General features: G+C 58.0%; 28 protein-coding genes. 11 read left to right on the top strand and 17 right to left on the bottom strand.

What is annotated here, in order from left to right:
- Nucleotides 1–11: 11 nt before the first annotated feature.
- The 4 genes from FHW76_RS22910 to FHW76_RS22895 form a co-directional block, all read right to left on the bottom strand.
- On the bottom strand, nucleotides 12–893 hold the full coding sequence (locus FHW76_RS22910) for a LysR family transcriptional regulator (RefSeq protein WP_012968134.1): 882 nt from the start codon (nucleotides 891–893) through the stop codon (nucleotides 12–14).
- A 149-nt stretch (nucleotides 894–1042) separates the two neighbouring features.
- Nucleotides 1043–3343 carry an FdhF/YdeP family oxidoreductase gene (locus tag FHW76_RS22905; RefSeq protein ID WP_012968133.1) on the bottom strand — a complete coding sequence of 767 codons (2301 nt, stop codon included), beginning with the start codon at nucleotides 3341–3343 and terminating at the stop codon, nucleotides 1043–1045.
- 321 nt (nucleotides 3344–3664) lie between these two features.
- Complete coding sequence (locus FHW76_RS22900; protein WP_012968132.1) at nucleotides 3665–4582, bottom strand: bestrophin family protein; 918 nt, start codon at nucleotides 4580–4582, stop codon at nucleotides 3665–3667.
- Between the two features lie 231 nt (nucleotides 4583–4813).
- Nucleotides 4814–5767, bottom strand: coding sequence for a cation diffusion facilitator family transporter (locus FHW76_RS22895; protein ID WP_012968131.1), 954 nt, complete (start codon nucleotides 5765–5767; stop codon nucleotides 4814–4816).
- A gap of 220 nt (nucleotides 5768–5987) precedes the next feature.
- Here FHW76_RS22895 and FHW76_RS22890 point away from each other — a divergent pair, with 220 nt between their 5' ends.
- A complete protein-coding gene (locus FHW76_RS22890) occupies nucleotides 5988–6674 on the top strand; it encodes an ABC transporter substrate-binding protein (protein WP_008804767.1) in 687 nt (228 codons plus the stop codon).
- A gap of 3 nt (nucleotides 6675–6677) precedes the next feature.
- Here the strand turns inward: FHW76_RS22890 and FHW76_RS22885 are convergent, their stop codons facing one another.
- The 4 genes from FHW76_RS22885 to FHW76_RS22870 form a co-directional block, all read right to left on the bottom strand.
- Entirely contained in the window at nucleotides 6678–7547 is an 870-nt protein-coding gene (locus FHW76_RS22885; protein WP_012968130.1) for an oxygenase MpaB family protein, read from the bottom strand.
- A 103-nt stretch (nucleotides 7548–7650) separates the two neighbouring features.
- Nucleotides 7651–8082 (bottom strand): OsmC family protein, encoded by a 432-nt coding sequence (locus FHW76_RS22880; protein ID WP_008804765.1) that lies wholly within the window; start codon nucleotides 8080–8082, stop codon nucleotides 7651–7653.
- 113 nt (nucleotides 8083–8195) lie between these two features.
- The gene (locus FHW76_RS22875; protein ID WP_012541624.1) at nucleotides 8196–8342 is read right to left on the bottom strand and encodes a hypothetical protein; all 147 of its coding nucleotides are present in this window, start codon (nucleotides 8340–8342) and stop codon (nucleotides 8196–8198) included.
- A 15-nt stretch (nucleotides 8343–8357) separates the two neighbouring features.
- Nucleotides 8358–8762 (bottom strand): YdeI family stress tolerance OB fold protein, encoded by a 405-nt coding sequence (locus tag FHW76_RS22870; RefSeq protein WP_008804764.1) that lies wholly within the window; start codon nucleotides 8760–8762, stop codon nucleotides 8358–8360.
- Nucleotides 8763–8907: 145 nt separating this feature from the next.
- Between FHW76_RS22870 and FHW76_RS22865 the strand changes: the two genes are divergently transcribed.
- The 3 genes from FHW76_RS22865 to FHW76_RS22855 all read left to right on the top strand — a co-directional run bounded on the left by FHW76_RS22865 (nucleotide 8908) and on the right by FHW76_RS22855 (nucleotide 11176).
- Entirely contained in the window at nucleotides 8908–9411 is a 504-nt protein-coding gene (locus FHW76_RS22865; RefSeq protein WP_008804763.1) for a hypothetical protein, read from the top strand.
- 8 nt (nucleotides 9412–9419) lie between these two features.
- A complete protein-coding gene (locus FHW76_RS22860; RefSeq protein WP_008804762.1) occupies nucleotides 9420–9866 on the top strand; it encodes a DUF421 domain-containing protein in 447 nt (148 codons plus the stop codon).
- Between the two features lie 314 nt (nucleotides 9867–10180).
- Nucleotides 10181–11176 (top strand): SDR family oxidoreductase, encoded by a 996-nt coding sequence (locus tag FHW76_RS22855; RefSeq protein ID WP_183477026.1) that lies wholly within the window; start codon nucleotides 10181–10183, stop codon nucleotides 11174–11176.
- Here the strand turns inward: FHW76_RS22855 and FHW76_RS22850 are convergent.
- From FHW76_RS22850 to FHW76_RS22830, 5 genes are all read right to left on the bottom strand, one after another.
- Entirely contained in the window at nucleotides 11173–12798 is a 1626-nt protein-coding gene (locus FHW76_RS22850) for an alpha-amylase family protein (protein ID WP_183477024.1), read from the bottom strand. The two genes, FHW76_RS22855 and FHW76_RS22850, sit on opposite strands and share 4 nt — an antisense overlap.
- A 54-nt stretch (nucleotides 12799–12852) precedes the next feature.
- Nucleotides 12853–13035, bottom strand: a complete 183-nt coding sequence (locus FHW76_RS22845) for a hypothetical protein (protein WP_012968126.1) — start codon at nucleotides 13033–13035, stop codon at nucleotides 12853–12855.
- Between the two features lie 17 nt (nucleotides 13036–13052).
- Complete coding sequence (locus tag FHW76_RS22840; protein WP_008804759.1) at nucleotides 13053–13559, bottom strand: ferritin-like domain-containing protein; 507 nt, start codon at nucleotides 13557–13559, stop codon at nucleotides 13053–13055.
- Between the two features lie 23 nt (nucleotides 13560–13582).
- Nucleotides 13583–13798, bottom strand: coding sequence for a hypothetical protein (locus FHW76_RS22835; protein ID WP_008804758.1), 216 nt, complete (start codon nucleotides 13796–13798; stop codon nucleotides 13583–13585).
- 202 nt (nucleotides 13799–14000) lie between these two features.
- Nucleotides 14001–14186: a general stress protein gene (locus FHW76_RS22830; RefSeq protein ID WP_008804757.1), complete on the bottom strand. Its 186-nt coding sequence runs from the start codon at nucleotides 14184–14186 to the stop codon at nucleotides 14001–14003.
- A 653-nt stretch (nucleotides 14187–14839) separates the two neighbouring features.
- Between FHW76_RS22830 and FHW76_RS22825 the strand changes: the two genes are divergently transcribed.
- Nucleotides 14840–15754 carry an SDR family oxidoreductase gene (locus FHW76_RS22825; RefSeq protein ID WP_008804756.1) on the top strand — a complete coding sequence of 305 codons (915 nt, stop codon included), beginning with the start codon at nucleotides 14840–14842 and terminating at the stop codon, nucleotides 15752–15754.
- Between the two features lie 165 nt (nucleotides 15755–15919).
- Nucleotides 15920–16165 (top strand): DUF2543 family protein, encoded by a 246-nt coding sequence (locus FHW76_RS22820; protein ID WP_008804755.1) that lies wholly within the window; start codon nucleotides 15920–15922, stop codon nucleotides 16163–16165.
- 66 nt (nucleotides 16166–16231) lie between these two features.
- Here the strand turns inward: FHW76_RS22820 and FHW76_RS22815 are convergent, their stop codons facing one another.
- Complete coding sequence (locus FHW76_RS22815; protein WP_012968123.1) at nucleotides 16232–17125, bottom strand: LysR family transcriptional regulator; 894 nt, start codon at nucleotides 17123–17125, stop codon at nucleotides 16232–16234.
- A 114-nt stretch (nucleotides 17126–17239) separates the two neighbouring features.
- On the opposite strand from FHW76_RS22815, the gene FHW76_RS22810 reads away from it, so the two are divergent.
- Both FHW76_RS22810 and sra read left to right on the top strand, forming a co-directional pair.
- The gene (locus FHW76_RS22810) at nucleotides 17240–18091 is read left to right on the top strand and encodes a Vmh family MBL fold metallo-hydrolase (RefSeq protein ID WP_117116992.1); all 852 of its coding nucleotides are present in this window, start codon (nucleotides 17240–17242) and stop codon (nucleotides 18089–18091) included.
- A 177-nt stretch (nucleotides 18092–18268) separates the two neighbouring features.
- Nucleotides 18269–18409, top strand: coding sequence for a stationary-phase-induced ribosome-associated protein (sra, locus tag FHW76_RS22805; protein WP_012541615.1), 141 nt, complete (start codon nucleotides 18269–18271; stop codon nucleotides 18407–18409).
- On the opposite strand, the gene FHW76_RS22800 is transcribed toward sra, so the two are convergent.
- Nucleotides 18406–18534, bottom strand: coding sequence for a hypothetical protein (locus FHW76_RS22800; RefSeq protein ID WP_046619973.1), 129 nt, complete (start codon nucleotides 18532–18534; stop codon nucleotides 18406–18408). The two genes, sra and FHW76_RS22800, sit on opposite strands and share 4 nt — an antisense overlap.
- 55 nt (nucleotides 18535–18589) lie before the next feature.
- On the opposite strand from FHW76_RS22800, the gene FHW76_RS22795 reads away from it, so the two are divergent.
- The 3 genes from FHW76_RS22795 to FHW76_RS22785 all read left to right on the top strand — a co-directional run bounded on the left by FHW76_RS22795 (nucleotide 18590) and on the right by FHW76_RS22785 (nucleotide 23291).
- Nucleotides 18590–20287 carry an NAD-dependent malic enzyme gene (locus FHW76_RS22795; RefSeq protein ID WP_064179742.1) on the top strand — a complete coding sequence of 566 codons (1698 nt, stop codon included), beginning with the start codon at nucleotides 18590–18592 and terminating at the stop codon, nucleotides 20285–20287.
- 183 nt (nucleotides 20288–20470) lie between these two features.
- On the top strand, nucleotides 20471–21178 hold the full coding sequence (locus FHW76_RS22790; RefSeq protein ID WP_109910172.1) for a glycosyl transferase: 708 nt from the start codon (nucleotides 20471–20473) through the stop codon (nucleotides 21176–21178).
- A gap of 397 nt (nucleotides 21179–21575) precedes the next feature.
- Nucleotides 21576–23291, top strand: a complete 1716-nt coding sequence (locus FHW76_RS22785) for an ABC-F family ATP-binding cassette domain-containing protein (protein WP_183477022.1) — start codon at nucleotides 21576–21578, stop codon at nucleotides 23289–23291.
- 36 nt (nucleotides 23292–23327) lie between these two features.
- Here FHW76_RS22785 and FHW76_RS26720 read toward each other — a convergent pair whose 3' ends face one another.
- Together FHW76_RS26720 and FHW76_RS22775 are read right to left on the bottom strand one after the other, a co-directional pair.
- Entirely contained in the window at nucleotides 23328–24281 is a 954-nt protein-coding gene (locus tag FHW76_RS26720; protein WP_071582888.1) for a helix-turn-helix domain-containing GNAT family N-acetyltransferase, read from the bottom strand.
- A 155-nt stretch (nucleotides 24282–24436) separates the two neighbouring features.
- Nucleotides 24437–25036 carry an inorganic diphosphatase gene (locus FHW76_RS22775; protein ID WP_012541610.1) on the bottom strand — a complete coding sequence of 200 codons (600 nt, stop codon included), beginning with the start codon at nucleotides 25034–25036 and terminating at the stop codon, nucleotides 24437–24439.
- Nucleotides 25037–25094 lie beyond the last annotated feature (58 nt).

Raw genomic sequence — 25094 nt, 5'->3', positions numbered from 1 at the left:
AGGGACTGGCCTCAGCCAAAAATCCCCTGCGCCTCGGCGAAGCATTTTTCCGCCAGGGTTGATATCGGCTCCTGCTGGCGCATAATGAGCGCCAGCTGTGAATCGACCTGGGTTTCGGCGATCGGCAGAATTTCAAGATTATCGCTCAGCGCTTCGAGGCCGTTGTTGAGCGGCATAATCGCGCAGCAGATCCCCGCCTGCACCGCCTGGATAATCTGAAACGTCGAATCGCTTTCAAAAACATACTTCGGCGTTAGCCCTTTAGCCTTAAAGCTGATTTCAATGGATTCCCGGTAGTACATTCCCTTGGTCAGAAAACCGAGGGGCAACGTCGCCAGCGCCTCCCACCCCGGCGTCGCACCGCTGAAGTCGAAATGGCGTTTATCATGCAGGAGCCCCATCCGGGTTTGCGGCAACCGGGCAATCTTGAACTGACCTTCATCCAGATGCTGCAGATAACAGATCCCCAGATCCAACTGGTTACGGCTGACGCCATCGATAATCTGCTCCGAGGTCATCGACAGCAGGCTGAACTGCAGCGCCGGGTATTTCTCCGCCAGCGGTTTAATCAACTGCATCGGGTTGAGGCTCGCCAGCGGCACCATGCCGACCCGCAGCTGACCGACCATCTGCCCGCGACAGATCGCCGCCTCTGCCGCCAGACCGTCATGGGCGGCCAGCACCGCCCGCGCCCAGGCCAGGATCCGCTCACCTTCCGGGGTAAAACCCTCAAAGCGCTGGCCGCGCTGAATAAGCGTCAGGTTCAGCTCCTCTTCCAGGTTACGAATGCGCATGGAGAGGGTCGGCTGAGTAATATGGCAGGCCGCCGCCGCCTGGCCAAAATGGCGCGTCTGATCGAGCGCGATCAAATACTTGAGTTGCTTAATATCCATTCTCTTTCCCGTTTGAACCCCGCCGTTCACCCCCGGGGCCGCGCACAGGTTACCAGAATGTTAGTTTCACTAGCGATAAATTCAAGCGAGGACATCACGAGGGGCTGCGGGGCGCAGGACGGCGCGATGCCGCCCTGCGCCCTGCTTTTTTAGCGTACGCCGGCCAGCGGACGGATCTCTTTCGAGCGCAGCGTCAGACGAACGGGAACCGACTTATACGAAGGGGTGCCGCTCTCTTCATCCAGATAGTTCAGCGGCACCAGCACGTTGGCTTCCGGATAATAGGCCCCGACGGTACCGGGCGCGATGCCGTAGGCTACCACCGTGATATCTTCCAGCGTCAGCTCGCTGTCTGGCAGCGCGGTATGAATATCTACCCGATCGCCATGTTCCAGCCCCTGGGCAGCCATGTCCTGTTCATTCATAAACAGCACGTCGCGGCGGCCAAAAACACCGCGGTAGCGGTCATCCATCGCGTAGATGGTGGTGTTGTACTGATCATGACTGCGCAGCGTCACTAAGCGCATCACATCTTCACCCTCCACCACCACGTTCTCATGCACCCCTTTGAAGACCGAGAACATCGCTTTACCGGTGGCCGTTGGCCAGATGCGCTCGGTCGGCGGTAGCGGCATGCGGAAGCCCCCGGGATGACGAATACGCTGGTTATACTCCTCGAACCCCGGAATGGTCTGTTCGATCAGATCGCGAATGCGGTCGTAATCTTCCACCAGATACAGCCAGTCCACTTTGCTGGCCGGCAGAGTGGCCTTCGCCAGACCGGCGACAATCGCCGGCTCCGAGCGCAACGTCGGCGAGGCGGGCTTAAGCTTGCCTGAGGAAGCATGCACCATCGACATCGAATCCTCGACGGTGATCGACTGCCGGCCGCTGGCCTGCAGGTCAAGCTCGGTGCGGCCCAGACACGGCAGAATAAAGGTCTCTTTCGCCGTCAGCAGGTGCGAGCGGTTGAGCTTGGTGCCGACGTGAACGCTAAGCTCAAGGCCGCGCATCGCCGGGAAGGCGCGTTCGTGATCCGGCATCGCCACAGCGAAGTTGCCCCCGAGGCAAATCAGGGCTTTGGCGTCGCCGGCGATCATGGCCTCCAGGGCCTTCACCGCATCGTGACCATGATGCCGCGGCGGCGTAATCCCCATCACCCGCTGCAGGCTGTCGAGGAAGGCCGCGGAGGGTTTTTCACTGATCCCGACGGTGCGGTTTCCCTGCACGTTTGAGTGGCCGCGCAGCGGACAGATGCCAGCGCCCGGCTTGCCGATGTTGCCGCGCATCAGCAGCAGGTCGGCAATCAGACGGACGTTGGAAGTGCCTTTATTATGCTGGGTAATACCCATGCCGTAGGTGACGATGGTGGCCCTGGATTTGGCGTAAGCCACGGCGACCTGGGTCAGGGATTCGCGCGTCAGGCCGGACTCCTGTTCGATATCCTGCCAGCGGGTGGCATGCAGATCCTCGGCAAAGGCGGAGAATCCCTGGGTATGCTGGGCAATAAACGCGTGGTCGAGCACATTGCCCTGCTCCTCCTCCAGCTGCAGCAGCGCTTTGGCGATCCCTTTCAGCGCCGCCGCGTCGCCGCCGGCCCGTACCTGGTAGTAGGTCGAGGCGATCGGCGTCGAGCGCCGGGTCGCCATCTCCATCACGTTCTGCGGATCGGCAAAACGCTCCAGCGCCCGCTCACGCAGCGGGTTGAAAACGATAATCGGCACGCCGCGTCGGGAAAGCTCATGCAGGGTGCCCATCATCCGCGGGTGGTTGGTGCCCGGATTATGGCCGATGGAAATCACCAGCTCGGTCTGGTCAAAATCGTCGAGGGAGACGGTGCCTTTGCCAATCCCGATCGACTGCGGCAGGCCCACGCTGGTGGATTCGTGGCACATGTTGGAGCAGTCAGGGAAGTTGTTGGTGCCATACTCGCGGGCGTACAGCTGGAACAGCCACGCTGCCTCATTGGACGCCCGGCCAGAGGTATAGAACTCGACCTCATCAGGCTGCAGGCCGCGAAGGATCTCGCCGATGCGGGAGAAGGCCTGCTCCCACGCCACCGGACGCAGAGTATCGCTGGCGCGGTCGTAGACTAAAGGATGCGTTAAGCGGCCATAGCCCTCCAGTTCGAAATCGCTCTTCGCCAGCAGGGAGGTCACGGTGTTGGCCGCGAGGAACGCGGGCGTCACCCGTTTGGTGGTCGCTTCCCAGGTCACGGCTTTGGCGCCATTTTCGCAAAACTGAAAAGTGGATTTATGCTCTTTATCCGGCCAGGCGCAGCCCGGGCAGTCAAACCCATCCGGCTGGTTAGTGCGCAGCAGCGTGGCGGGCGCTTCGAAAGCATCCATCTGGGTACGCACAGCGATGGCCGTGGCCTTCAGGGCGCCCCACCCGCCTGCCGGGCCATCATAGGGGTGAACACCGGGCACCGCGCGTCTTTTATTGGTCATCTTTTAACTCCTGCTGCTCTGTTCTGGCCGCCGCAGCCTGAAAAAAGGCGTACGACGGCCCCGGGCGACGTGGCGTGGTTAGCACTGCGTCACCTGATTAGGATGCGGTTTCTCAAGGATAGTACGATGGGAAAGCGTAGGTACTGCGTTTGTTAACTGAATAATAACATACACCACAAATCTGTATAATTGATGTTATCTATCAGGTGTTAAATTTAACTTATTTGCAAATTTTCGCGGTTATCGTCGCTGTGCGCTGACGGATAAAAGACCCACGGGAAAGCGATGACCGGGCAGCGGAAACCGCCCGGTGGGTCTGATTCAGGTCAGATTGAAGTAACGGTCCGGACGCAGCGTCTCCGGCAGCGGATGCTGACCGGTCATGTCGAGCAGATTGCGCTCAATGGTATTGCACATGGCGTTCAGCGGCAGATCATTGGCGGCGGTACCGAAAGGATCTTCCAGCTCTTCCGCCAGCGAATCCCACGACAAAAAGGTGTAGGAGATAAACACCGAGACAAACGGCGTCATGTAGTGCAGATCGCCGACCAGCGCGAACGGCAGCAGCGTGCAGAACAGGTACACGGTGCGCTGCAGGATCAGGGTATAGGCGAATGGCACCGGGGTGGTCGCCAGCCTTTCACAACCGCCCAGCACGTGCGCCAGCTCATCGAGTTTGTTGTCCATCAGCCCGTAGGTGATGTCGCTGAGCTTGCCCGCCTCCCGCAGCTGGCCAATTTCGTTGCCGACCAGCAGCAGGATCCGGTTGGTGGGCATTGAGCTGGCGAGGATCTCCGCCACCTTGTCATCCGGCAGCAGCCGCCGCAGGTCAGCCGTCGGATCGGTTTTGCGCAGCTGGTGCTTCAGGCTCCAGCTAAAGGCCACCAGATAGCTGACGATGCGGCGATGGACATCGTGTTCGGCCGGCAGGATATTGCGCAACTGGCGTACCAGCGTACGTTCGGCGATAAGCACCGTCCCCCACAGATTGCGCGCTTCGACGAACCGGCTGTAGCTGGCGCTGTTGCGAAAGCCGAGAAAAATCGCAATCGCAATCCCCAGCAGGCTGAACGGCGCCACCGTTAAGTGGATCCCCAGCTGCTCGTACCATTGATAGCTGATAATGGCGATGATGGACATCAGCACATTAAGCAGCAGACGAAAGATGATTTTCGACAGCACGGAGCCGTGCCAGTCAAATAAGCGAAGAAACCAGTGTTGTTCTGGCCGAATGATCATTGTCTGACTTCCTGAATTACCGCTCTGGTCATTATCTCTGAATAAAGAATAGAGATTATCTATGAACCGATTGGTTTATTTTATCGTTAACTGCGATGGGCAGATCTTCGCCATTATTTAGCGATGGTAATGGCGTTTTTAGTATGTGCTTTTTTTATATTTCAGGCAATCGATGCGCCAGCAATTAAGGCTCAGGGAAAAAATAGCCGCTGAGCCAATAAAATTGCCGGTTCAGGACACCGGGTGCGCCAGGCCGCTTTTGTCAGCCCCGCCTAGCGCGCTGGCCGCGTCGCTGGGATCAAGATGCACCATTACGTTAAGCACCGGATGCTGCGCCAGGACCCGCTCCCGCGCCTGACGGGCAATCTGATGTCCCTCGGCTACAGACATCTCTCCCGCCACCTCGAGATGGACATCCACCAGCACCAGATCCCCCGCCTTACGGGTTTTCAAATCGTGCAGACCCGCCACGCCCGGCGTGGCCTGCAGCGTGCCGGCGATCGCCCGCTGCGTCTCTTCATCGACCGCGCGGTCCATTAAATCGTGCAGCGCCGTGGCGGCGAAACGATAGCCCATGCGGGTGATTAGCAGTCCCACCGCCAGCGCGGCAAGCGGATCAAACCAGGCGAACCCGGCCAGGTTACCGATAATCCCCAGCGCCACCACCAGAGATGACGCGGCATCGGAGCGGGCATGCCAGGCGTTGGCGATGAGCAGCGATGAATTCAGCCGCGTGGCGACCGCCAGCATATAGCGAAACAGCCCCTCCTTAACGGCCAGCGCCACCAGCGCCATCCACAGCGCCACGCTGTGCACCGCCGGAATCGTCTGCGGCTGCGCCAGGTGACCTGCCGCAGACCACAGCATGCCGACCCCGACCAGCACCAGGATCGCGCCGAGGATCAGCGAGGCGCCATTCTCGTAGCGCCAGTGTCCATAGTGGTGATCGTGGTCTGAGGGTCGACGGCTCTTTTTATTCGCCACCAGCACCACCCCATCGGCGACCAGATCGGAAAAAGAGTGCATCCCATCAGCAATCAACCCCTGGGAGCCAGAGAATATTCCCACCACAACCTGAAACACGGAAAGGAAAATATTGACCACCACACTAATAAGGGTACTCTTTCGCGCCTGCATCGAACGCTCATGATATTTATTATCATTTTCAAAATTATATTGTGTCATTATTTCTCTCCCTTTGTGAGCGGGAAGAATAAACTGACAAGCTGAGTTTATGCTTAACAATATAAAAGCCATTGCCTTTCCGTTTAACGATATCGGCGCTGTCGATTATTAATATATTCTGAAAGGGTGGCAGGACAGGTACAACCGCGCGCGGATGGGCTATCTTATGACTGGCCCGGCAGGTCGGGCCACTTTCTCTTCACCACCACAGGAGTCAGCGATGTCAGAGAACACCTCATCCCGGCTGCGTTTTGCCATTAACCTGGGCAACGCGGTCCTGGCCCATCTCGGGGAGACGGGGGAGCCCGCAGGTCTCACCGTCGAGCTTAGCCATCGGCTGGCGACGCGCTGGGGCGTCACCGCCGAGTTCGTCCCCTATCCTGCCGCCGGAAAAGTGGTGGCTGACGCCGGCGGTGATCACTGGGACATTGCGTTTCTGGCCATCGACCCGGCCCGGGAAGCGACCCTGCGTTTTACGCCTCCCTACATCACCATCCAGGGGACCGCGCTGGTGAGAGCCGGTTCGCCCTGCCAGAGCGTGGCCGACATGGATCGCCCGGCAACCACCATTAACGTCGGGCAAAACGCCGCTTACGATCTGTGGTTAACCCGTCATCTGCAGCACGCCAGCCTGAATCGCCTTCCCTCCTCGCAGGAGGCCATCGACGCCTTCCTCGCCGGTGAAGGAGATATGGTCGCCGGTATCCGACAGCCGCTGGAGGCGACAGCCCGTCAGCACGCTGGGGTGCGGGTACTGGCGGATAATTTTACTGAGATCCAGCAGGCCATCTGCGTCGCCCGGGCGGATGTCGCTGGCTTCAACGCGGTGAATGACGCGCTCAGCGAGTGGCGGGCGGATGGCAGCCTGGAGGCACTGATTGCCCGACAGCTGGGCAAGGCGGAGTGACCTTCACTCCACTTGCATCCGGCGCATGGCGCAATGCCAGGCGCCGTTGCGTACCGAGGCACGGAGCACGCGGGCCACGCCATGCACCAGCAGGCGCGTCGTATTCCGCTGCAGCGGCGTGAGCGACAGCCCCAGCATCTCCTGCGCCCATTCCGGCAGCAGATCGATCCCGGCGCGCATCATGACCTGACCCACCGGCTGGCTCAGCCTACCCGGCAGACGAGTAGAGAGCAGCACCTCGGCTACCTCCCGGGTACGTTCGTCACAGCGCAACTGCGGGCGCATCGCCTCGAGATAGTCCGCCACTTCCTGCGGCGTCTGAGGGATGTCCTGGGCCCCCAGCCGACGGGCGATTTCCGCCGACTCGCGGAAATAGTCCTCCTGGCGCTCGGCGCTGACCACTGTCCGCTTGTAGCGCAGGTGGGAGGCCATAAAGCGACTGCACTCGGCGACGTGCACCCAGGTCAACAGCGCCGGATCGCTGGCCTGATAAGGCGTTCCGTCCTTATCCACCCCGCCGATCCGCTGATGGATCCCCTGCACTTTGGCGATGAGCCGCTCGGCGTCGGGGGTAGTGGCAAAGGTGGTGGCGGAAATAAACTGGCTGGTGCGGCGCAGGCGGCCAAAGATGTCCTCACGGAAACGGGAGTGATCCCAGACGCCGGCCAGCGCCAGGGGATGCAGCATCTGCAGCAGCAGCGCGCTGATGCCGCCGCAGAGCATCGAGGTAAAATCGCCGTGTACCTGCCAGATGGCCGACTGCGGACCAAAAAGCCCCGGCTCCCCTTTAGGCTGTTCAAAATCGATCTCTTTTAGCGCCATGCCGGTCAGGCCGAGCACCTGCGCCTCGATCATCCCGCGAATGCCGATCATGATGATGTCCCTTACGTGCAATTAAAGGACAAAAGATACCACTATTGGGCAGCGCAGGGAGAGATATTGGGAAAGGGTGCCCGCTGCGCGCGGGCACGACAGCTTACGGATTAAGCTGGTAGTCGAGAGTGATATTGGCTTTCAGCACCTGCGATACCGGGCAACCGGCCTTCGCTTTCTGAATGATCTCATCGAACGCCGCCGGCGCAACGTCCGGCAGAACAATCTGACTTTGCAGCGCGATGTCGGTTATCGCAAAGCCGCCGTCGGTTTTATTGAGGGTGACCACCGCCGTCGTGTCGATAGACGTTGCGGTATAGCCCTCTTCGCTGAGCATCAGCGACAGGGCCATTGAGAAACAGGCGGCATGCGCGGCGCCAATCAGCTCCTCAGGGTTAGTGCCTTTCACCCCTTCAAAACGGGTGTTAAAGCCGTAGGGCTGCTGGCTCAGCGCCCCGCTCTCTGTCGACACGGTGCCTTTGCCATGTTTCAGATCGCCTTCCCAGTGCGCCAGCCCTTTCTTATGAATCGCCATGTGACTCCTCCTGTGATGATGTCGAACAAAAAGTATAGTGCGTGATGCCGAACCTGCGCCTTTTCTGCGGCCTGGGCATCACTGTGCCCTTAAGGATCTCGTGGTCAGCCTCGCTAACGACCATCGTGTGGCTGATAAGGATCGGTTTTGTCGTCCTTGCTGTCGTCCCGTTTACGCGGCACTTCGCCATGCTCGGCAGGCGCCTCGCGCGCAGGATGCTTTCCGCCCTGCTCACCTTGCGGCTGAGATGTGTTACTCATATCGGCGTTCTCCGCTTACTTAGGCGACTGCTTGAGCAGACGATCGACACGCACCACCGGCGGCGTCATTTTGCGATCGAGGCTACCGTTGATGCTGACCAGATCGTCAGGCTCTACGTGCTGTTCGTTAAACGCGGCGGCCGGAATGATGGCAGTGATGGTGCCGCTTTTATCGCGAAACTGATAACGGTCATTGTCCTGGCGGGTGAGCACATTACCGCGCAGTGAAATAGTCGCGCCATCGTGCATGGTTTTCGCCTGCTCAACGGTCATGATCCGGCCATCCTCGACGCCGCGATAGCCGTCATCGAGTTTGTGCGGCGGCGGCGGTGCGGCATCCTGACTAAAACCGCCCTTATCGTCCGCCTGTGCAATACCCACGGCGAGTACACAGGCCATAGCGAGCGCTAATTTTTTCATCATCCCTCCGTCATTTTACCGATGATTAGAATAAAGCCTGGCTGAGGCGATTCACTTTTACAAAGTCAATTGTTCTGATATCGACTAATATAAGAATGTCCTTATCGTTACGCTGTTGCCGAAACGAAACGCGGGGAAAATAATAATGATTAAGAATCAACAGGATTGTCCCATCGTTGACGAGAATGAACGAGCACTACGCTTCGAATATCGATTCCGGCGCTATGGGATAATTGTTCTGAGTCTCATCATTCTTACCGCGCTAAGCGGTCTGTGGTCCTCCGGTTATTTCAGTGAAGCGCACCGGGAAAGTGCCGCAGGTGAATTAAGCGTCGATTATCAGCGGTATGCCAGACTGATGAGTGAAACCGAAGTGAATATTCAGATTAAACCCGATGGAGGTAGTGAAAAAATTATCAGCTTCACCGCCCCGTTTTTATCGCGCTACCAGGTCGGTGATATCCGCCCGCAGCCGGATAAAATGTACAGTGCCGAGGGGAAATTATACCTCGTGTATCAGCAAGCGGCCAACCGCTCGCCGATGTCCGTGTGGTTATCCATTACCCCAAAAACAGCCGGCAATATTTCCCTGCAGGCGGCAGTGAACGATCGCGCGCCTGTCACCTGGAACCAGTTTGTCTATCCCTAGGAGTGGCTATGGAAATGGTCCTCAGAGCCGCAGCAATCTATTTTATCCTGTTGATTATTTTTAAGATTGCTGGCAGAAGAACGCTGATGCAGTTAACCAACTTTGATCTAATATTGCTGCTGATAATTAGCGAAGCCACGCAACAGGCGATGCTCAGCACAGACTATTCCGTCACCGGTTCGATGCTCACCATCGTCACTCTGGTGGGTGTTGATATTTTATTCGGCTATATTAAGAAACGCTTCTCGCAGGCGGAAAATTTCATTGATGGTAGCCCGGTTATTGTGGTGGAAAATGGTGCTGTCATCGACGAAAAGATAAAGCTCGTCAATATCTCTGTCGATGATATCCTGCTGGCAGCCAGGCAGCACCATGGGATCTATGAGCTCAAAGCGATCAAATTCGCTATCCTCGAGCGTAACGGCCAGATATCCATTATTCCTGAAAAGGAATAGTCTCAATTTTATTTATCGCGCTCCGGTTGTTTATCACCTGATTCGGGGGCGCGGGTGGCATCATCCTCTTCTTTTTCAACGCTAAGCATGTTTAATGTCACCATTTTTCCTCCTCGCGGGTTGACAGGGTTCTAACAGATTATAGAACGTCCTCGCCGATGCAGGCACGATCCAGCCAGCATCATCCGGATATGTCGTCTGATTCACACTGCGTATATTCCAGGATATTTCCCACCTCGTCATTGTCATTTGTGAGGAATAATTAACCGATCTGTGCAGTTAATATTGCGCTAGCCAAAAAAAATGAGGTCTCTATGTCTGTGATGGTAATTACCGGGGGAACCGCGGGGGCGGGCAAAGCCACCGCACTGCGTTTCGCTCGCGCAGGATACCACGTGGCGCTGATCGCCCGAGATGAGACGGGTCTGCAGGAAGCCCAGCAGGCCTGCGAACGATTTGGCATTAAAACGCTGGCCATTAGCGCCGACGTCGCCGATGCCGGGGCGCTGCAGCGCGCCGCCGCCGAGGTGGAAGCCACACTTGGCGCGATATACGTTTGGATCAACAACGCCATGACCACCGTGCTGGCCCCCTTTCGTCAGATGAGCGAGGAGGAATTTCGCCGGGTGACGGAGGTGACCTATCTCGGCTATGTCAACGGCACCCGTGCGGCGCTGGAGGTGATGGCGCCCCGGGATCGGGGAGTGATTATTCAGGCCGGCTCGGCGCTGGCCTGGCGGTCGATTCCCCTGCAATCGGCCTACTGTGGAGCCAAGGCGGCGATCCGCGGCTTTACCGATGCCGTGCGTACCGAACTGATGCACGAGAAAAGCCACATCCAGTTGACCATGGTCCAGCTGCCGGGGATGAACACCGCCCAGTTTGGCTGGGCGCGGAATAAAATGGATCAGGCCATGCAGCCGGTGCCGCCGGTCTATCAGCCAGAAGTCGCCGCCGAGGCTATCTATAGCGTCATCCAGCGTCCGGTCAACGAACTGTGGGTCGGGAAAAGCACCATCCAGTCGATCCTCGGCCAGGTCTTCTTTCCTCGCCTGCTCGATCGTCTGATGGTGAAAAAGGCGTGGGAGGGACAGTTTACCGGCCAGCCGAAGCCGGCAGAGCATCAGGACGACCTGTTCACGCCGGTACGCGGCAATCACCCCGGACACGGCCCCTTTAACGATGGCGCACGGCGTAAAGCGGTGACCATCAGCGCCGATCTCCCGGGAAAAGTGGCTGCCGGCGTCGGGGTAGCGGTGGCGACGATGGCCCTGCGGGCGTTGTTCCGTCGTTCCGGGAAACGTCGTTAATCCAGGCTCCGGCTGAACCAGCGGTACCCATACCCGGAAAGCGCCAGCCGCGCATCTTTCCCGCCGTGTAGCCCATCCTGATAGAGCTTATCTTCCAGAATTGGGCTCCAGTAGCCCTCGGCCAGCGGCGGGAGCAGGACCTCTACCGCCTGCTGGCTGCAGTTCGCCAGCATCAGCACTTCCCGCGATTCGCTGCGATAGCACAGGCCCAGCACCGCAGCAGGCTTCACCGCGAGGATGGCGAAAGCAATGGAGCCCGGCTCGGTATATTCCGCCCGCGCCAGCACCATATTGCGCACCCGGTTCAGCAGCGATCGGGGGTGGCGCAGCGCTGCTTCGACATTGATCCGCTGGTAACGCCACCGCCCGCTGGCTATCGGTTTTACCGGCAGATCGTCCCGCGCCGCCCGGGAAAAGCCGCCGTTGGGCGCCGCCGACCACTGCATCGGCGTTCTGACCGCGTAGCGCTCCGGTAAGCTCAGATCGTCTCCCATGCCAATCTCGTCGCCATAGCGCATCACCGGCACGCCGGGCAGCGCCAGCAGGATCGCATGGGCCAGCGCCATGCGCCGGGTATCGCCATCCAGCATCGGCGCCAGTCGCCGGCGTACGCCACGCTGGTAAACGGACATGGATTTATCAGGGGCAAAGGTGCGGATAACCTGGCGTTTATTGCGTTCGCCGATCCCCTCGAGATCCAGTTCATCATGGTTACGCAGCCAGTTGACGAAGCAGCACCCGTCCGGCGGGGTCACCATCGCCTGCAGGGCTTTTACCACCGGGGCGGCGCGCTGCTGCGCCAGACTGAGGTAGAGATATTTGTTAAGCCAGAAATTGAGCACCATCTGCAGCCGATCGCTGTGACCGAAGTAATGGCGGTAATCTTCTACCGCAACGTCCACTTCACCCAGCAGTATCGCCTCGGGATTGAGGCGCTGAACGACCTGCCGGAGATGGTTCAGCAGCGGGTAGCCGCGCGCCTCGTCGCCCTTCCCGGCCTGTTTCACCAGATGTGACGCGGCATCGAGGCGAAAACCTGACACGCCCGCCTGCAGCCAGAAGGTGATGATGTTTTCGATTTCAGCGATCACCGGCGGATGAGCAAGATTCAGATCCGGCTCATGACGATAAAACATGTGGCGATAGTATTGCCCGGCCTGTTCGTCCCAGCGCCAGACGCTCTCCTCGACGCCGGGAAACATGGGGGGATCGTCCTTCTCCGGCGGCCTGTCGGCCCAAAGATAGTATGGCCGCCACGGCGACCGGGGATCGCGTCGCGCCGCCTGAAACCACGGGTGCTGGGCGGAAGTGTGCTGGATAACCAGCTCAACAATCACCCGCAGCCCCAGCTCCCGGGCGCAGGCAATCAGCTCAATCACGTCGGCGATGGTGCCAAAGCGCGGATCGGGCTGCAGATGGTCGCTGATATCATAGCCATCATCCTGCAGAGGGGTGAGATAGAAAGGCGTCAGCCAGAGCACCGTCGCCCCGAGGCTGCGAATGTAATGTAGCTTTTGGCGAATACCGGCGAGATCGCCGTAGCCGTCACCGTTAGCGTCATAAAACAGTGAACTATCAACCTGATAAATGACCGCTCTGTGAAACCACTGTTCCCGTTGCATCACTATCACCTTGCTTATTCACCCTGACGGGTGGCCCGTCACTCGCCAGCAGATTCAGCGCGGTTTACGTCCGCCCCTCGCCGTCGGCCGGGGTTTGGCGACAGGCGATACGGTAGCGTGTTCCGCTGAAGGCGCCCGATTCGCCACCGCGTCCACCAGAGCCTGCTGTCTGGCGGTTAATTTCAGAGGAACCTGTTCCTCGACAGCATGGAGCGCGATCGTGTGGCGTTTAACCATAGTTTTTCTCCGGCGGCTTATTTTCCGGCCTCAACGCCAGGCAGATCGGCACGATGCAGAAATTGCCCGACGATCGTCGGCTGATGATGAAGCAGCCAGTCAGCCATGCCTCGCTCCTCCGCCAGCATCGCCTCCAGGGCGTGAATGGCATGGTGGTCGCCCACCCGTTTCGCCGCCGTCAATAAGGCGGTATAGCAGGCGACCTCGAATTGCGCAAAAACATAGGCCGTGATAATGACCTTAATGACCTCATCGCCGGGCAGCATCATCCCAATGGACTGGCCCAACGCGGCAACCCGGCTCATCGCATCCTGCAGCGCGGAGCGGGAAATATGATTACGGGCAATGATATCCTGCAGAGACGATAATTGCCGGCGGGTTTCATAGAGATGTTGTTCAAGACGCGTGCGCAGTGGCGGATAGTTTTCACTCCTTCTGGTTGCCGTGATTAATATCACTTCGGCCTGTTTTTCCATCGCATGTGCATCGCGCAGCCAGTTATGGTAATTTTCAATATCCGTCATAAATACCTCTGATAACCAATCCTTTATTTGGATGTGGGATCTTCATTCTCTTCCGCCGCCTGATCCGCTCGCGCTGCGCTATATCCGGATAAATGCCCAACGATATTCGCATAGATGCTAATGAGAATGACCCACAGGACGCTGTTTTTCCACCAGATTAACGAGGGTATTGCCAGAATGACCCACATCACGGCGGCCACAAGATGGCAACGTTTAATCAATGCCGGTGTCAGTTTCATTTTTATTACCTGCTATCTTATAAATACTTAACCGTTAACCAGCATGTTGCCGATTCATTTACTCTTCGCGTATTGCCGATAAATAAATACGAGTATTCGACCAGATTTATTATTACCAGCCCATATAAACAGAAACCTGCGGACCGGCAGGCCCACAGGTTTTTTTTCGGCGCCCTTTTTAAAGCGCCTCAGGCTTCAGTCATTAACTGTCACCGGCTTTACGACCACCGCCATGACTGTTCTTACCACCCTTTTTACCGGCTTCGGATGCACGTTCAGGATCATTTTTAAAGTTCCCGCCGCTGTGCTGTCCGCCTTTACGCCCGGCTTCGGATGCTTTTTCACGATCTTCTGCAAAGTTACCTGAACCGCCTCTATGCTCTGCCATAATTTCACCTTTTAGGTTTACTCGATCTCGGTTGGTAAATGGAAAATGACCCTGTTACAAATCATCGCCCTCGATATCTAACACTAGAGGAATGCTCGCAGGAGTCAAATTAAAGCCAGGTGTTTATCCATATCAAATAGAAAATAAAAAGAAAATAACGAAGCGGTAATAAAAATAAATACTGCGTAACTCACTTATTCGCCTTAGGTTATCACCATTTTCTATCGTGAAACTTTTCCCCTCGACGCTTTTGTAAAAAAATGAAAATGATAGATGTTATTTATTTTTTCTTCAGCCAGACACCACCGTCATAAAAATACTCACAATGAAGTAGTTCATCAACCATCCATAGGTATAAAAAACTATTTTTTTCACAATGCACACCCCTTCGCCTTTAAAAAAGCATACCGTCATTCAGCCCGCCCGGTAAAATAGCCCCGCACCGCAAATTAAGGATGGAATAATCCTAATTTAACACCACCAATAATAACGCAGCGACATACAACGAAATTCGCCAAGGATCAGCCGGTTAAAGTCAAATAAAGCCCCTATTTTGCCTGTTAAACAAGAGAGATGATCCTCTCGCGCTGCCTGGCCTGGGGTGAAGCTGACCTATCCTTAGGTCTGGCCCGTTCTGTCTGAAGGAGATGACTATGCAAGATGAAAAACCGCCAATGAAAAAATTACCCACCTCCATGTTGCCAGAAGAGACGGCTCCCCGTCCGGAGTTCCCGGAGCAAGAACAAACCCCGCCGGGTCTGGATGCGGAGATGGAGCCGTCACCGGACCACGGGGAAACCAGCTACACCGGCACCGGGCGGCTGGCGGGTAAGAAAGCGTTAATTACCGGCGGCGACTCCGGCATTGGCCGCGCGGTGGCGATCGCCTTTGCCCGCGAAGGGGCCGATGTCGCCATAAGCTATCTGCCGGAGGAGCAAGAGGATGCCGATGAAGTCATCGCGCTGATCAAAGCCGAAGGTCGCACCGCGGTGGCCCTGCCGGGGGATATTCGCTCCGAGTCCTTCTGTCAGTCGCTGGTGGCCGACGCGGTGGAACAATTGGGAGGCCTGAGCATCCTGGTCAATAACGCCGGACGTCAGCAATACTGCGAGACGCTCGAGGAGCTCACCACCGAAGACTTTGACGCCACCTTTAAAACCAATGTCTACGCGCCGTTCTGGATCACTCGCGCGGCGCTGCCCCATCTCCAGGCCGGGAGCGCAATCATCAATACCACCTCGGTGCAGGCCTATAAACCCAGCCCAATCCTGCTCGATTATGCCCAGACCAAAGCCTGCCTGGCGATCTTTACCAAATCGCTGGCCAAGCAGGTGGCGAAACGAGGCATTCGCGTCAACGCCGTGGCGCCAGGCCCTTACTGGACGGTGCTGCAATCCAGCGGCGGCCAGCCGGACGAGAAAGTGAAACAGTTCGGCAAAGACACACCGATGGGCCGCCCGGGGCAGCCGGTCGAGATCGCCCCGCTGTACGTCACCCTGGCATCAGACGCCTGCTCCTATACCTCCGGTCAGGTGTGGTGTTCTGACGGCGGGGACGGCGTGGTCTAAATCCGTCGCCTCCGGGCCGATAAGCGGGCCGGCGTTATGCCGGTCCCTCCCCAACACGATCGCCGCGCAGCCCTGCGTGGCGATTTTTCCTCTCCCGCAGCGTGTTTAGCCGGCTGCATGCTATGATATCCGCCCGCCGCTGTGCGCTGACCCTGAGGACAACTGATGAGTAATGAGATCCCCCTGAAATTTTATGACATCGTGGACGAGTACGAGACCGAAGCGGCCTCCCCGGTTAAAGAGACGGAACGCGATGCGCTGGCGCGCTATTTTCAACTGCTGATTGAGCGGCTGATGAATAACGAAGAGATCGATGAAGAGGCGCAGCAGGAGATGGCCCGCGAAGCGGCCATTGATGAACGCCGAATTGACGATATCGCCAACTTCCTTAATCAATGGGGCAACGAGTAAGTCTCATCGTCAACTCACCGGCAGGGCCACCGCCCGCCGGTGTTGCCGCTGAATGCAACGCCATGTTCATGCCCCGGCGGCAATCTCCCCCAGACGTCGCTGCAGCGCATCCAGAAACAGCGGTAGCCCATCGGGCTGATAGTCGCGGGAAAGATAGATGCCATAGACGCTCAGCGCCTTCGGCGTCCAGTCAGGGAGCACCACCTCCAGCGCCCCGCTGGCCAACGCGCTCCGCGCCTCCAGTTCGGGGAGCATCGCAATGCCGCACCCGGCGACCGCCGCCTCCAGCAGCAGAGAAGAGATCCCCGCGCTCAGATTGCCGCTCACCGCCACCGACGCCTCCTGCCCCTGCGCATCGCTGAACTGCCAACGCTGGCCGGCAAAGTGGCTGTATAACAGACAGTTATGCTGTTGCAGATCGTCAAGCGTCGCCAGCGGGCCATGCTGCTGGAGCCAGCGCGGTGCGGCACAGAGGAGCGAACGACACAGCCCGAGGCGGCGAGCGATCGCCCCGGGCTCGGGGTTGTCGGTAATGCGAATGGCCACGTCGATGCGCTCGCCGATCAGGCTGACCGGATGGTTATTGATATCCAGCTCCAGGCGCAACTGCGGATAGCGAGCGAGGAAGTCCGGCAGCAGCGGAGAGATCAGCTGCATTGCCGTGAAGTGCGCGCAGGCGACGCGCAGCGTGCCGCTGGGGTCGGCCCGCTGGCGCTCGCCGGCGATTTCATCGGCGATCCGCGTCAACCCGCGGGTCTTAAGCAACACTTTTTCCCCCGCCGGCGTCAGGGTCAGCCGGCGGGTGGAACGATGGATCAGCCGGGCGCCAGCCCAGTTCTCCATCTGCTCCAGATAGCGACTGACCATCGGACGCGACATCCCCAGCGCCCGCGCCGCGGCGCTGAGACTTCCCAGCTCGCAGATGCGCAGGTATACCTGAGCAGCAATCACCCTGTCCATCATGCCCCCTTCATCTGCACGATTTATGAAACTCAGCATCTCTTATTTCAGGAATTCTATCAAATAGCGAAATCCGTACAATGGAACGCATTCACCTGTTACTGAGAACACATCATGAAATTATCTGCTCTTGCTGTTGCCACCGCCCTGTTCAGCGGTTCGATCTTCGCGGCGCCTCTGACGCTGCAAACCTACAATCCGCAGGAAAAGGGCATCTTTGCCGTTAACTCCACTCTCGTTTCCGGCCCGCACGAAGCAGTGCTGTTTGACGCGCAGTTCAGCGTCAAAGACGGCGAAAAGCTGGTAGACATGATCAAGAAAAACGGCAAGCCGCTCACGCGGATTGTGATCACCTCTGGCGATCCGGATTTCTATTTTGGTCTTGAACCGCTGATGAAAGCCTTCCCGCAGGCGGAAGTGGTCGCCACGCCGGAGGTCGTCAAACATATTGAAGCCACCAAAGCGGCCAAACTGGCGTACTGGGGCCCGCAAATGAAAGATGGCGCGCCGACACAGGTGTACGTTCCGCAGGCGCTGAAGGCCAACAGCTTTACCATCGACGGTGAGAAAATAACGATCATGCAGCCGCATGACTACGCGGCGTTCGTCTGGATCCGGGCGAACAAAACGATCCTCGGCGGCACAGGCGTGGCGTGGGGCATGCATCTCTGGACCGCCGACACCCAGACATCGGCCAGTCGCCTGCAATGGCGCCACACGCTGGACCAGATGATCGCCCTGCACCCGCAGCGGGTGATCCCTGGTCATTACCTCGGCACCCCGCCGGAGGGAGACAGCGCGGTGCGCTTCACAAAAACGTATCTCCAGCAGTTTGAGCAGGCGCTGAAGACGCATCAGGATTCGGCCGGGGTGATCAAGGCCATGGAGACGCAGTGGCCGGGCCTGGCGGAGACCAGCTCGCTGGAGTTAAGCGCCAAAGTTAATACCGGCGAGATGAAGTGGTGATCCCGGCTGTGCGTGAGGGAGACTGTTCTTAATCTGGCGCGCGAAGGTTGCTATTGCCCTGAAAATGGACCACCCTAGCTGAGGTCGCACAAAAAACGTGCGGCCGACTTTGGGTTACATTTCATCCGGTCACCACCGGGTTTGCCCTTGAAACCAGAACAGGATAAAGGAGTCAGAATGAAATCGAACCATCAGGCACGTCATCTTCTCGGTCTGAACTATAAGCTTTCCCAGCAGAAAAAAGTGGTGCTGGAAGGCGATGAAGAAACCACCCTCAACCACATCCATGCTACCGGCCGCAAACGCCGCGGTGGTTAATTTTCAGTCTGAGTGATGATAAACAACACCGTCCTGTTGCCAGGATGGTGTTTTTTTATGGCAATTGATTGCTTGTTTACCCGCTTGACGACCATCTGCTCTATACTCTGCCCGCTGCTTTCCACCCGCCCTCGCTTATCGCCGCGCCGGGACTGTGGTCATGATCAAGGAGTTAGTGCGATGCAATTTACTCATAAGAAAAACCGTTCCCTGTACATCCCTTACGCGGGTCCCGTTCTGCTTGAATTCCCCCTCCTCAACAAGGGCAGCGCCTTCAGTCTGGAAGAGCGCAGCAATTTCAACCTTCTTGGCCTGCTGCCGGAAGTGGTTGAAACCATCGAAGAGCAAGCGGAACGCGCCTGGATCCAGTATCAGGGATTCAAAACTGAAATCGACAAACACATCTACCTGCGTAACATCCAGGACACCAACGAAACCCTGTTTTATCGCCTGATCGGCAACCATCTCGAAGAGATGATGCCGGTTATCTATACCCCGACGGTGGGCGCCGCCTGCGAACGTTTCTCCGAGATTTACCGTCGCGCCCGCGGCGTCTTCATCTCTTACCAGAATCGCCATAACCTTGACGACATCCTGCAGAACGTCCCGAACCATAACGTGAAAGTGATTGTGGTCACCGATGGCGAGCGTATTCTCGGCCTCGGCGACCAGGGGATCGGCGGGATGGGGATCCCGATCGGCAAGCTGTCGCTGTACACCACCTGCGGCGGCATCAGCCCGGCTTATACCCTGCCCATCGTGCTGGACGTTGGAACAAACAACCAGCAGCTGCTCGACGATCCGCTGTATATGGGCTGGCGCCATCCGCGCATTACCGACGACGAGTATTATCAGTTCGTTGACGACGTGATCCAGGCAATTAAGGCCCGCTGGCCGGACGTCCTGCTGCAGTTTGAAGACTTTGCGCAGAAGAACGCCATGCCGCTGCTCAACCGCTATCGCAATGAAATCTGCTCGTTTAATGACGATATTCAGGGCACCGCGGCGGTCACCGTCGGGACGCTGATCGCCGCCAGCCGCGGCGCCGGTAGCCAGCTCAGCGAGCAGAAAATCGTCTTCCTCGGTGCGGGTTCCGCCGGCTGCGGTATCGCCGAGCAGATTATCGCCCAGATCGTCCGCGAAGGCGTTAGCGAAGAAGAGGCCCGCCAGCGCGTGTTCATGGTTGACCGCTTCGGCTTGTTAACCGACGGCATGCCTAACCTGCTGCCGTTCCAGAACAAGCTGGTGCAGAAGCGTGAGCATCTGCAGGGCTGGGATACCACTAACGATGTGCTGTCCCTACTGGACGTGGTGCGTAACGTGAAGCCGAACATTCTGATCGGCGTCTCGGGTCAGCCGGGGCTGTTCACGGAAGAGATTATCCGCGAGATGCACAAGCACTGCCCGCGGCCAATCGTGATGCCGCTCTCAAACCCGACCTCACGGGTGGAAGCGACGCCGCAGAATATCCTGAACTGGACCGATGGCGAGGCGCTGGTCGCCACTGGCAGCCCGTTTGCCCCGGTCACCCTGAAAGGCAAGCAGTACGCTATCGCGCAATGCAATAACTCCTATATCTTCCCGGGGATTGGTCTGGGGGTGATTGCTTCCGGCGCGTCGCGGGTCACCGACGAGATGCTGATGGCCGCCAGTGAAACCCTGGCGAAACACTCGCCGCTGGTGAACAACGGCGAAGGTCCGGTGCTGCCGGAGCTGAAGGATATCCAGACCGTCTCACGGGCAATTGCCTTCGCGGTCGGCAAGGTGGCGCAGGAGCAAGGCGTGGCGGTGAAAACTTCCGCTGAAGCGCTGCTGCAGGCCATTAGCGATAATTTCTGGCTGCCGGAATATCGCAATTATCGCCGCACCTCGATTTAATCACGCTCACCGGGTCGACATATCGGCCCGGTTTTTAATAACGTCAGAATAATATCTCCCGCCACAGAAACATCTTTTTCGCCCATATTCATTCATCGTAAAAATATAAAACGGATAGCATTTGCCGCACGCCCTCCGCTGTGCAAAATAGTTGTTTCTCACCCCCTCACAACGGAATGTGAAATGCTAAAATTAACCCCTGGCGCGAATAAAGCGAATGCGATTCTGATCCGTATTGTCTTGTTTCTTATCGGCGGTATCGCCATCATCACCGGAATGTGCCTCTTCAGCGGTGATATGTGGATGCTCACCCCGCGGGCTGAACAGTATCAGCCCGCCACCGGCGATCTGGTGGATGTCGTCATCTATGAACCGAGTAAATTTTTCTTCGCCCTGCTCTACGTGTTTATTATTACCCTGGTCTGGCTGCTGGCGGTACGTAAAATCCCCTGGCGGCCGATACAGCATCCTATATTACCGCTGATGGTACTGATTGCCGCCGGGATAGTTATTTTCCTCCATCCGGAGGTTACCCCCGGACGAGATGCCAGTATTCAGTACGGTAAACACAACGTTTATTACACTGCCATTTTCTGGAGCAAAACGAATTCAGATCGACATGTCACTCAACCCTCTAAATATGAAATTTTTGTTGAAGCGAAAGATTCCCGCTGGCTTATCGACAGAAACAATCTTGGCCGCGCCTGGCGCTGTGAAGTCAAGCGGCATACCCAGTTTTACACCCTGTCATTCAATGAGGGCTGGTTTCCGGACGGCGATCCGCAGGTCATGGCCCGCCAGTGTACTCAGGTAAGTGATCTGAATGCGCTCAGTGAAACGGCAATCATGATTGCCCGCCCGATCGCCACCGTCCCTGTGGAGGCACCGTAAATGAGCCAGCAAAAAAATGGTTCTGCAACCATGTTCTGGCAAACACATAAGCCCTCTGCGCCAATCCGGCGTCGTAGACAAAGGCGGCGCAGGTGAAAGCTGGCGGGGGCCCCCTGCCAGTTTTGTCACTGGCGTCGCTAGCCTTTCCCCACTACACTGCCACCACCCATCCACTGACTGAATAAAAAAGGAGGCCCCCCATGCTGTATTGTGAAATGTTTATTGTTTCACATGCATTAGGCAATTGCGCCAGCTCAAGCGTTATCGGTATCGTGCTGCGATAACTATGGCTTGAGCGAAGACACTTCACGCAATCCCTTCTCTCCGGCTTACCGGGTTATCGTCAGCGAGTTTTGACGAGGCATTTGCATGCCTGTAACTCTTGAGTAAGTTGACTATGAGTACATTACTAACTGCCCATGCGCTCCACGTGGAGACTACCTTTGGGCCGCTGTTTAACACCCTCTCCTTCACCCTGAAGAAAGGCGACCGTATCGGTCTCATCGGCCATAACGGTTGCGGCAAAAGCACCCTGTTGCAGGTGCTGGACGGCACCCTCGCGCCCACCTCGGGCAGCGTCTCACTCGCCGGTCAGTGTCTGATGGCCCGCGTTGAACAGCATCTGCCGGAGGCGCTGCGTTCGCAGTCGCTGTTGCAGGCCGTGCTGGCCCCGTTACCCGCTGATGTACGGGAAGCGCAGCGCTGGCTGGCCGAACGCCTGCTGGCGCAGATGGGCTTTACCCCGGCGGTGATGGAGCAGCAAACCACTACCCTGAGCGGCGGCCAGCACACGCGCCTGCTGCTGGCCCGGGCGCTGATCCGCCAACCTGACCTGCTGCTGTTGGATGAGCCCGGCAACCACCTCGATCTGCCGACCCTGCTGTGGCTGGAAAGCTTCCTGCAAACCTGGCAGGGGAGCTTCGTGCTGGTGTCACACGACAACACCTTACTGGATGCTGTAACTAATGCCAGCTGGATCCTCCGCGACCAGACGCTGCACAGCTTCGCCTTACCCTGCAGCGCTGCCCGTCAGGCACTGCAGGAACAGGATGAAAGCGCCGCGCTGCGCCATAAGGCCGAGCAAAAGGAGATCGACCGGGTCAGCGCCAGCGCCCGGCGGTTGGCCACCTGGGGTCGCGTCTATGACAACGAAGACCTCGCCCGTAAAGCCAAACAGATGGAGAAGCAGGTCGCCCGCCTGAAAGACGAGCAAACCGAGCTCAGCGTCGGCCCACCGTGGCGTCTGTCATTGCAGGGGGACGCCCTGCCGGCTGACCGCCTGCTGGAGATGGACACCCTGCCCGTCGCGCCCGCGCCGAGCCTGCCATCCCTCTTCACCACCGGCGTGGCGCGCCTGCGCAGCGGCGATCGCGTGGCCATCATGGGGCGCAACGGCGGCGGTAAATCGTCCCTGCTGCGCCTGCTGTGGCAGCAGATGAACGACGCATCGCCACTCCCGGGGCTGCGCCTGCATCCCCGGCTGCACCCCGGCTACTATGACCAGACGCTGGAGCAGTTACCGGACGATGCCAGCCTGCTCGACGCGCTGACGCCGTTCGCCCCGTCGGCCGACACCCGTAAGCGGGCGCTGATCGCCGCCGGGTTTGGCTGGGCGAGACATAGCCAGAAGGTCAGCACCCTCAGCGGCGGCGAGCGGTCGCGGCTACTGTTTGTTGGCCTCTCGCTGGCGCGCTACAGTCTGCTGCTGCTGGATGAACCCACCAACCATCTTGATATGGAGGGTAAAGCGGCGCTGGCGCAGACGCTGCGCGATTACCCCGGCGGCGTGCTGCTGGTCAGTCATGACCGCCAGCTGATTAGCGAAAGCTGTAACCGCTTCTGGCTGATCGACAACGCCGGGTTAACGGAATGGCACAACCTGGAGGAGGTCTATGCCCGTCTGCAGGCCGTGGCGCCCGCCCCGGACAGTCGACTCGCTTTGCAGAGTACGCCCGCCGGGGCTGACGATGATGAGGAGGCGCTGCTGGCGCGGCTGATTGACCTGGAGCAATGGCTGGCTGACGATATGGCCCGCAAGCCAAAACATCAAAAGCCATCACTTCAGGCGCAGTGGCGTGAGGAGATTAACCGCCTGCTTAACCAGCTGGCGTAATCTTCATGTTCCCCCACCGGCTAAGGCGCAACGTGCTTAGCCGGTGTTTCCGGACCGGGTAAATTGCTGCTCGGTCATTACCTTTCCCCACTGCTCCCCCTGCCATTCGCGGGTTAACGTGAAGCCAAAGGATTCATACAGTTTGCGGGCCGCGTCCAGCCCTTTAAAGGTCCACAGCTGCACCGCGCTAAACTGGCGACTATCGCAGAAAGTCATCGCCTCGCTGAGCAGACGCCTGCCGATGCCGGTTCCCCGGCAGCTGTCGTCGAGAATAAACCAGCGCAGATGCGCCTGCTGCTGGCCGAGGTCCTCGCCATCGATAGCCAGCGAGCCGACGATTTTCCCTTCGCGGATCGCCAGCCAGATCTGGTTGGCCGGGGAGGAAAGCCGGGTGGCAAATTCCGCTACGCCGCTGGCGACCTTGCCTTCAAAAAAAGCGCCAAAATCATGATGACGGGTGTAATACTCCCCGTGCATCTGGGCTATCCGACCGATCATCCCCGGCTGATAGCCGGTCATCAGCGAAATTTGCGGAGCCGTATCCGCGAGCGCGCTATCCCGACACTGCGCCAGCGCCCGGGCATAGGCCGCCAGTCCAGTGGCAACAGTGTGCTGCTGCGTCTCATCCAGATGGTCTAACGCCTCCACCACCTGACGGGTACCCCAGGCGTTAATTTTCGCCACCGTATCGTGCCCCTTTGCCGTCAGGGCGAGTGATTTCGCGCGCGCATCCTCCGCGCAAGGACGCTCCTCCAGCTCACCGGCCGCCAGCAGACGAGAGACCATCCGGCTGACGCTTGATTTTTCCAGTCCCAGCAACGTGACCAGCTGCGCGGCCGTCATCTCCCCCCTCATCGATACCTCAAGCAGGGTGTGCACCGCCGAAGGTGAATAATGGGTGGCGGCCAGCGTGGTGCTCATAAAGCCCAGCTCGCGCACCATTAACCGCGAGGCGGTACGAATCTGTTGGATTAAGGGGGTGTCAGGCATGGCAGCGGGTCCAGAAAATGAAATGGTTGTACAATACAACCATCAACTTCATCCTGCGTCAAGATGCAATATGGTGAGATAAGCGTTGCCGTGTGACCTGTGATTTCGCCGCCACAGGGGTCATCGCGGGCGCCGGACAGCGCCCGCGATGAATATTATTGCGGGTTCTGCGCTTTCCAGGCCTCCCAGGCCGATTTAATCTCCTGCTTCGCAGCGGCGGCATCATTAAAACCGGCCAGCTCAACCTTTTTACGCCCCTCCGGCAGTTCTTTATAGACCCGGAAGAAGGCCTCCAGCCGCTGCTGCTCGATTTTCGGCAGATCGGTGATGGTCTTGATGTCGTCATAGGTTGGGTCAATTTTACTGGCCGGCACGGCGATGATTTTGTCGTCTTTCTCACCGCCGTCTATCATCTTTAGGACACCGATCGGCCGCAGCTTAATCAGTGTGCCGGGCGCCATCGGCGCGCGAGTGTAAAACACCACGTCCAGCGGGTCGCCATCTCCGGCCAGCGACTGGGTCAGCGAGCCGTAGTTCGCCGGGTAAGCCACCGGCATCGACTGAAAGCGGTCAGCGATGATAAACCCCGTTTTGGCGTCGGTTTCATACTTAATAATGCCCCCTGCCGGGATCTCGGTGACGGCGTAAAATTCTTCCGGGTTGTTTTCCGGCTGGGGGAATTCCAGTACGTTCTGCGCCTGTGCGGCGGCGGACAGAAACAGACCGGCAGTGAGGATGGTTTTTACCAGATGCATTGTTGTATCACTCTGTTGTTATAAGAAATTGATGCGCAAAACGATAGAGTTGGGTGAT

The organism is Klebsiella sp. RC2 (assembly GCF_014192815.1).
In the GTDB taxonomy this organism is placed as follows: Bacteria; Pseudomonadota; Gammaproteobacteria; order Enterobacterales; family Enterobacteriaceae; genus Klebsiella; species Klebsiella variicola.
The sequence above is the reverse complement of the archived record's forward strand: the minus strand, read 5'-3'. Positions and strand labels throughout refer to the sequence as shown.

Coding starts and splice junctions, on each gene's coding strand:
- FHW76_RS22810 (WP_117116992.1), top strand. CDS start 17,240: ATGAAATTATCTGCTCTTGCTGTTGCCACCGCCCTGTTCAGCGGTTCG.
- FHW76_RS22905 (WP_012968133.1), bottom strand. CDS start 3,343: ATGACCAATAAAAGACGCGCGGTGCCCGGTGTTCACCCCTATGATGGC.
- FHW76_RS22830 (WP_008804757.1), bottom strand. CDS start 14,186: ATGGCAGAGCATAGAGGCGGTTCAGGTAACTTTGCAGAAGATCGTGAA.
- FHW76_RS22850 (WP_183477024.1), bottom strand. CDS start 12,798: ATGCAACGGGAACAGTGGTTTCACAGAGCGGTCATTTATCAGGTTGAT.
- FHW76_RS22825 (WP_008804756.1), top strand. CDS start 14,840: ATGCAAGATGAAAAACCGCCAATGAAAAAATTACCCACCTCCATGTTG.
- FHW76_RS22820 (WP_008804755.1), top strand. CDS start 15,920: ATGAGTAATGAGATCCCCCTGAAATTTTATGACATCGTGGACGAGTAC.
- FHW76_RS22880 (WP_008804765.1), bottom strand. CDS start 8,082: ATGGCGATTCATAAGAAAGGGCTGGCGCACTGGGAAGGCGATCTGAAA.
- FHW76_RS22865 (WP_008804763.1), top strand. CDS start 8,908: ATGATTAAGAATCAACAGGATTGTCCCATCGTTGACGAGAATGAACGA.
- FHW76_RS22845 (WP_012968126.1), bottom strand. CDS start 13,035: ATGGTTAAACGCCACACGATCGCGCTCCATGCTGTCGAGGAACAGGTT.
- FHW76_RS22910 (WP_012968134.1), bottom strand. CDS start 893: ATGGATATTAAGCAACTCAAGTATTTGATCGCGCTCGATCAGACGCGC.
- FHW76_RS22790 (WP_109910172.1), top strand. CDS start 20,471: ATGCTAAAATTAACCCCTGGCGCGAATAAAGCGAATGCGATTCTGATC.
- FHW76_RS22795 (WP_064179742.1), top strand. CDS start 18,590: ATGCAATTTACTCATAAGAAAAACCGTTCCCTGTACATCCCTTACGCG.
- FHW76_RS22900 (WP_012968132.1), bottom strand. CDS start 4,582: ATGATCATTCGGCCAGAACAACACTGGTTTCTTCGCTTATTTGACTGG.
- FHW76_RS22890 (WP_008804767.1), top strand. CDS start 5,988: ATGTCAGAGAACACCTCATCCCGGCTGCGTTTTGCCATTAACCTGGGC.
- FHW76_RS22835 (WP_008804758.1), bottom strand. CDS start 13,798: ATGAAACTGACACCGGCATTGATTAAACGTTGCCATCTTGTGGCCGCC.
- FHW76_RS22860 (WP_008804762.1), top strand. CDS start 9,420: ATGGAAATGGTCCTCAGAGCCGCAGCAATCTATTTTATCCTGTTGATT.
- FHW76_RS22885 (WP_012968130.1), bottom strand. CDS start 7,547: ATGATCGGCATTCGCGGGATGATCGAGGCGCAGGTGCTCGGCCTGACC.
- FHW76_RS22875 (WP_012541624.1), bottom strand. CDS start 8,342: ATGAGTAACACATCTCAGCCGCAAGGTGAGCAGGGCGGAAAGCATCCT.
- FHW76_RS22870 (WP_008804764.1), bottom strand. CDS start 8,762: ATGAAAAAATTAGCGCTCGCTATGGCCTGTGTACTCGCCGTGGGTATT.
- FHW76_RS22895 (WP_012968131.1), bottom strand. CDS start 5,767: ATGACACAATATAATTTTGAAAATGATAATAAATATCATGAGCGTTCG.
- FHW76_RS22855 (WP_183477026.1), top strand. CDS start 10,181: ATGTCTGTGATGGTAATTACCGGGGGAACCGCGGGGGCGGGCAAAGCC.
- FHW76_RS22840 (WP_008804759.1), bottom strand. CDS start 13,559: ATGACGGATATTGAAAATTACCATAACTGGCTGCGCGATGCACATGCG.
- FHW76_RS22785 (WP_183477022.1), top strand. CDS start 21,576: ATGAGTACATTACTAACTGCCCATGCGCTCCACGTGGAGACTACCTTT.
- FHW76_RS22815 (WP_012968123.1), bottom strand. CDS start 17,125: ATGGACAGGGTGATTGCTGCTCAGGTATACCTGCGCATCTGCGAGCTG.
- FHW76_RS22775 (WP_012541610.1), bottom strand. CDS start 25,036: ATGCATCTGGTAAAAACCATCCTCACTGCCGGTCTGTTTCTGTCCGCC.
- FHW76_RS26720 (WP_071582888.1), bottom strand. CDS start 24,281: ATGCCTGACACCCCCTTAATCCAACAGATTCGTACCGCCTCGCGGTTA.
- sra (WP_012541615.1), top strand. CDS start 18,269: ATGAAATCGAACCATCAGGCACGTCATCTTCTCGGTCTGAACTATAAG.